Origin of the sequence: Binatus sp. (SeqCode), from assembly GCF_036522015.1 — a bacterium.
In the GTDB taxonomy this organism is placed as follows: domain Bacteria; phylum Desulfobacterota; class Binatia; order Binatales; family Binataceae; genus Binatus.
Window position 1 is genome coordinate 1 of the sequence record NZ_DATDGQ010000220.1, and the last position, 5,615, is coordinate 5,615.

Here is a 5,615-nt window from a genome sequence, read left to right on the forward strand (position 1 = left end):
TGACGATCGCCAGATGATGGATGAAGAACGCGCGCGCATCCTCGACAGTCAGGTCGAGCACCTGGTTGATGCTGTAGTTGCGCAGTTTGATAGCGAGAATGTGGCTCTGGAAGCGGCGGCCGTCGCACGCGTCGCATTTTACCTCGAGGTCCGCCATGAAATGCATCTCGATCGTGACGGTGCCGGTGCCGCTGCACTTCTCGCATCGCCCGCCGGTGACGTTGAAAGAAAAATGCCGCGCCTGAACGCCCAGCCTGCGCGCCTCCGGACTGGCGGCGAACAGCTTGCGGATGTCGTCGTAGATTTTCAGGTAGGTCGCCGGATTCGAGCGCATCGAGCGCGTCGGCAACTCCTGACCCATGTGCACCATCTCGCCGATCTGCTCGAGGCCCTCGATTCGCTCGCACTCGCCGGGCTCCGCCGATGTATTGCCCGAGCGGCGCAGATAGTTGTTGTAGAGCACGTCCTCGACCAGCGTCGATTTTCCTGATCCGGAGACTCCTGTCACGCAAACCATGCGGCCGGCCGGAATTGCCACGTCGAGCCCGTCGAGATTGTGCTCGCGCGCGCCGATGATTCGAATCGCGGGATCGCGCTTCGTGAATTTGTGCTGCTTGGCCAGCGCGCGCATCAACAGCACGCGTCCCGGCGACGACGCCATGCTGTCGAGCGTCGCCTTCGCCGGCGGTCCCGAGTACGTCAACTCGCCGCCCTGGCTGCCGCCGCCGGGGCCAAGCTCGACGACGTGATCGGCGCCCGCGATCATCGCCGGATCGTGCTCGACGACGATCACCGTGTTGCCGAAATCGCGCAGGCTGTAGAGAACCGCGAGCAACCGCCGCGCGTCTGATGCGTGCAGGCCCACCGTCGGCTCGTCGAGCGCATAGAGCGTCCCGACCAGCACGCTGCCGAGCGCGCTCGCGAGATGAATCCGCTGCGCCTCGCCGCCCGACAGCGTGCGCGCCTGCCGCTCGACCGTCAGGTATCCGAGCCCCACTTCGAGCAGGTAGCCGACGCGCTTGCGCAGCTCACGCATCACCACCGCCGCGCGCGTCGCGACTTCGGGAATCGATCCGATTTTGTCGAGCCACGTGACCAGATCGCGAATCGAGAGCCGCCCGACGTCGGCGATCGACAGGCCGTCCACCAGCACGTTGAGCGCCTCGGCCTTCAACTTGGCGCCGCCGCATGCGGGACACGTGACGAAACGCCGATACTTCGCGAGCAGGATCCGCACGTGAGTCTTGTAGCGCCGTCCCTCGAGCCACTTGAAGAAGCCGTGCACGCCCGGCCACTTGTCCTCGTCCCACTTCGCGCGCGGACCCTCGTCGCCATCGAGCAGCCACGTGCGCTCTTCGTCGGTCATCTCGCGCAACGGCGCCGACGTGCGGATTTTTCTGCGCCGCGCCAGCTTCAGCATCCAGTCGTTCATTTCGCGATACGCCGGCGTGCGCCACGGCGCGACCAGCCCGTTGCGCATCGAGCGGCTGTGATCCGGAAGCACTTTGTCGAGATCGAGCTCGACCGTACGGCCGAAGCCTTCGCATTCAGGACACGCGCCAAGAGGACTGTTCGACGAAAACAGCGCCGTGGTCGGCTCGGCAAACGCCGTCGCGCATCGCGAGCAGTTGAAGCGCCGATCAAAATCGATCGCACCGACACTGTGCGTGTTGCCGTTATCGCGCTCGACGCGGACGGCGCGCGCGCGTCCACTGCCCAGGTAGAACGCCTTCTCGAGCGCCTCGCGCACGCGTTCGATTTCGCCTTCGCCATTCACCGAGATCCGATCGACGACCACCATCATTGTATTGTCAATCGGCTGCGGCGATGTCCCGTTCTGCGCTTCAGCCGCAATCGCGCGCGCGGCGAACTCCGCGGTCTCGGTGATCGCGTCGTCGGCGTAAAGGCGATGGTACCCGTTCTGAATCAGATAGCCGGCCGCGTCGGGTATCGAGCGCGATCCCGCCTCGAACGGCGCCAGCATGACGTAGAGCCCGGGCGCTTCGAGGATTCGCGCGCCGGCGCTCTCGACGCTGTCGCGGCTCACCTCGCCGCCGCATTTCGGACAAACTGTGCGTCCGACGGTCGCGAACAACAGACGCAGGTAGTCGCTGATTTCCGTGACGGTGCCGACCGTCGAGCGCGCATTTTTGATGGTGTTCTTCTGGCGCAGCGCGAGCGCTGGCGGAATCTGGGAAATCGAATCGACGTCCGGCCGCTCCATCCGCTCCAGGAACAAGCGCGCGTAGGTCGAAAGACTCTGCACGTAGCGCCGCTGTCCCTCGGCATAAACGGTGTCGAACACCAGACTCGACTTGCCCGAGCCCGAGACGCCCGTGACGACGGTCAGCTTCTCGCGCGGAATTTCGAGCGAGATATCAGCCAGGTTGTGAGTGCGCGCGCCCCGGATACTGATTGAGCGATCCAAGCTTGCTCCAGCCATTTACCTGGGATCTGCGATCGGGCGCGCCTTTTTCTTGCGCTCGCCGGGATATTCGTCGGCGACTTTTGCGTACATCTCGGCAAGCTGGACGTCGAACTTCGCCTGGATGCGCCGGGTCTCGGCGTCGCGTTCGGCCACTGGCAGCGGAGCCAGCCGCGCTAGTTCCTCTTCGAGCCGTTGCATCAGGCGATTTCGCGCCACCAGATATTCGTAGCCATTCATAGGCGCCAAAACCTCAAATTCCAAAGATCAGAATTATAGGTTATCCGGACGAGCCATGTCATCACAGCAAGCGGGTTGAATATCCACACAGAAGGAGAATCACGCTTATTCCGTCTTCTTGATTTTTGTGTCATCCCGAGCGTAGCCGAGGGACCCCGGATCTCTCTGGACGTCGAGGTACTTCGATCCCTTGGGCACGCGAAGCCGAGCTGCTCCGAATCCGAATATCATTCGGTGGGCGCCGATCCCAATCGGGATATTTTCGCGCTGACGCGAGAGGTATAGGTTATCTTCACGTGGAACCTCATACTGAACCATCACCAGTCTCAAGCCGCGTCGAAATCCTGCGCGCGTGGCCCGACACCTCGATCTGCCACGGATTCATCGGGCGCGCGGGCGGCGTCAGCACGGATGCGTTCGCGTCGATGAATCTTTCGTATTGGGTCGGTGACGACGAACGCGCCGTCGATACCAACTGGAAGCGTCTGCGTCGCGAAGTGCCGGACTTGAAGCTGGTAGCGAGGCTGAACCAGGTGCACGGCAGCGTCGTCCACGCCGCGACTCGCGACACCGCGGGGCTCCGGCCTGCGGGTGACGGGATCGTCACTGCTGAGCCCGGCGTCATGCTCGGAATTTTCAGTGCCGATTGCGTGCCGATACTGCTGGTCGATGCGAAACGTAAGGTGGCCGGCGCGTTGCATGCCGGATGGCGCGGCGTTATCGCGGATATCGCAGGCGCGGGCGTCCGCGCGATGGCGCAGCTTGGTGCTCGCCCCTCTGACATTCGCGCTGCGATAGGCCCGTCGATCGGCCAATGTTGTTTCGAAGTTGACGCCGAGCTTGGCGATCGCTTCGGCCGCGAGATTGACGGCGCGCGGAATCATACGAGGGCAGGGCGCCCCGGCAAGGCCTTCATTGATTTGCGCGCAGTAGTTCGCGATCAGCTCGAACGCGCGGGTCTCGCCCCCGCGAATATCACAAGCGTCGGCCCATGCACTCAATGCGCCTCGGATCGATTTTTCTCGCGACGTGCGGCTCGCGGCAAGACCACCGGCCTGCAAATGAGTTTTGTCGGCTTCGCGGCGTAAGCGATATGCCTCAACGCAAACCAAAGAAGCATCGCGCGGGCGAACTAATTTCAAAAATCCGCAAGCCGATGGCGCCGCCGACGCAAACAATCGACGATCCGACCAAGTACAAGCGCGAGCGCGAGCTGGAAAAATTGCGCCGCGAAAGAGATTTGAATGAGTAACGCGCGCGTTGGAACGGAGGCAGAATCGTGAATCGCGCGGGGCGCTGTATTCGGACCCTCACCTTTGATCCTCTCCCTTACAGGGAGAGGCGAAGACGCTGATGCCAACTCCCGTCAGCGGACAGATTCGAGTCGGTATCATCGGCGCGGGCCTCATCGGCCAGTTGCATTCGATGATGCTCCGCTACGTCGCTGATCGCACCGAGCAAAGCGTGCGAGTGGTCTCAGTCGCGGACGTGTCGCATCCGGCAGCCGAGAGTCTTGCGGCGAGATGGCAGGGTGCCAAAGCGCTCGAGTCGGCGGAAGAAATAATCGCGGACCCATCGATCGACGCGGTGTGGATTTGCACACCGACCGCGATGCATCTCAAGGTCTGTATTGCCGCCGCGAGCGCGGGCAAACACATTTTCTGCGAGAAGCCGCTCGCGATGACCGCGACGGAAGCTTCTGCCATGGCGGCGGCGATCAAGGCCTCCGATGTGATTAGCCAGGTTGGCCTCGTGCTGCGATTTTCGCCCGTATACAACGTGATCAAGGCGATGTTCGAGCAGCCCGACGTCGGCAAGTTGCTAAGTGTCACGATGCGCGATGACCAGGATTTTCCCACTCGCGGCGCGCACGCTAGCGCATGGCGCAACGACCCTTTGCTGACCGCCGGCGGCACGCTCATCGAGCACAGCGTTCACGACTTCGATCTGCTGACGTGGATGTTTGGGCCGGTAACGAGCCTCTATTGCCGCACGCGCAATCTGAACGGCGCTGACGGAGTCGAAGATTTCGGCGCGACCTCGATGGAATTCGCGGGCGGCTGCCACGGCCAGCTCACTTCGATTTGGCATCGGATGATCGCGCGCGCGAGCAATCGCAGGCTTGAAGTTTTCGCCGAGAACCTGTTTGCTGCGTCCGAGGCCGATACGCTCGGGCCGATCGTTTTTCAGCGCGGCTCGGGCGCTAACGAGGAGACGATCGCGGCCGACATTGTGATGGCGAAGTTCACTGAAAACATTCTGCGCGAGCGGCCTTACCTCGCGCCAATCAAGGACCGGCTCATGATTCCGTACGCCGCCGAGGATGCGACCTTCGTCGCCGCGCTCAAGGGCGCATGCGAGCCGGACCCCGAATTTGCGGCGGGAGTGTCGGTGCAACGTATGGTGGAGGCCGCTTACCAGTCGGCGCGCTCGGGCGTTCCAGTGCAGATCAAAAGTTAAAGCTTTACTTTAAACGGGGTGCGTTCCAATTCATGATCGATTTTGAACTCAGCGAAGAACAACAAATGATCCGCGACAGCGTCGGCGCCTTCGCGCGCGAGGAGATTCGTCCCGCGGCGCGGCCCGCCGACGAAAGCGGCGCGATTCCCGCCGCGCTGGTCGCCAAGGCCTGGCAATTCGGATTCGTCAGCGGTGCTATTCCCGAGAAGTTCGGCGGCGGCGGCGACGCGCGCTCGGCAGTGACCGGCGCGATCGTCGCAGAGGAGCTCGGCTTCGGCGACATTTCGATCGGACTGCACGTCCTGGCGCCGCGCCTGTTCGCGTTTCCGATCGTCGAGATGGGCACCGAAGATCAGCGGGCGAAGTACTTGAAGCGATTCGCCGGCGGCGACTTCGCCGCCGCGACCGCGGCCGTCATGGAGCCGCGCTTCGATTACGATTTGTCGGCGCAGCAGGTCTCCGCCAGGCGCGACGGCGCGGGATACATCCT

6 protein-coding genes are annotated in these 5,615 nt (G+C 62.9%); 4 read left to right on the forward strand and 2 right to left on the reverse strand.

The features are described from left to right. A partial coding sequence (uvrA, locus tag VIW95_RS09580) for an excinuclease ABC subunit UvrA (RefSeq protein ID WP_331585813.1) occupies positions 1-2,428 on the reverse strand: 2,428 nt, incomplete at its 3' end. 15 nt (positions 2,429-2,443) lie between these two features. Continuing rightward, complete coding sequence (locus VIW95_RS09585; protein ID WP_331585815.1) at positions 2,444-2,644, reverse strand: hypothetical protein; 201 nt, start codon at positions 2,642-2,644, stop codon at positions 2,444-2,446. A 317-nt stretch (positions 2,645-2,961) separates the two neighbouring features. On the opposite strand from VIW95_RS09585, the gene pgeF reads away from it, so the two are divergent. The 4 genes from pgeF to VIW95_RS09605 form a co-directional block, all read left to right on the forward strand. Further along, positions 2,962-3,753 (forward strand): peptidoglycan editing factor PgeF, encoded by a 792-nt coding sequence (gene pgeF / locus VIW95_RS09590; RefSeq protein ID WP_331585817.1) that lies wholly within the window; start codon positions 2,962-2,964, stop codon positions 3,751-3,753. Between the two features lie 5 nt (positions 3,754-3,758). Then, entirely contained in the window at positions 3,759-3,917 is a 159-nt protein-coding gene (locus VIW95_RS09595) for a hypothetical protein (protein WP_331585819.1), read from the forward strand. Positions 3,918-4,018: 101 nt separating this feature from the next. After that, positions 4,019-5,125 (forward strand): Gfo/Idh/MocA family oxidoreductase, encoded by a 1,107-nt coding sequence (locus VIW95_RS09600; RefSeq protein ID WP_331585821.1) that lies wholly within the window; start codon positions 4,019-4,021, stop codon positions 5,123-5,125. A 32-nt stretch (positions 5,126-5,157) separates the two neighbouring features. Next, positions 5,158-5,615 (forward strand): acyl-CoA dehydrogenase family protein (locus VIW95_RS09605; RefSeq protein WP_331585824.1); only part of this gene is annotated, 458 nt, incomplete at its 3' end.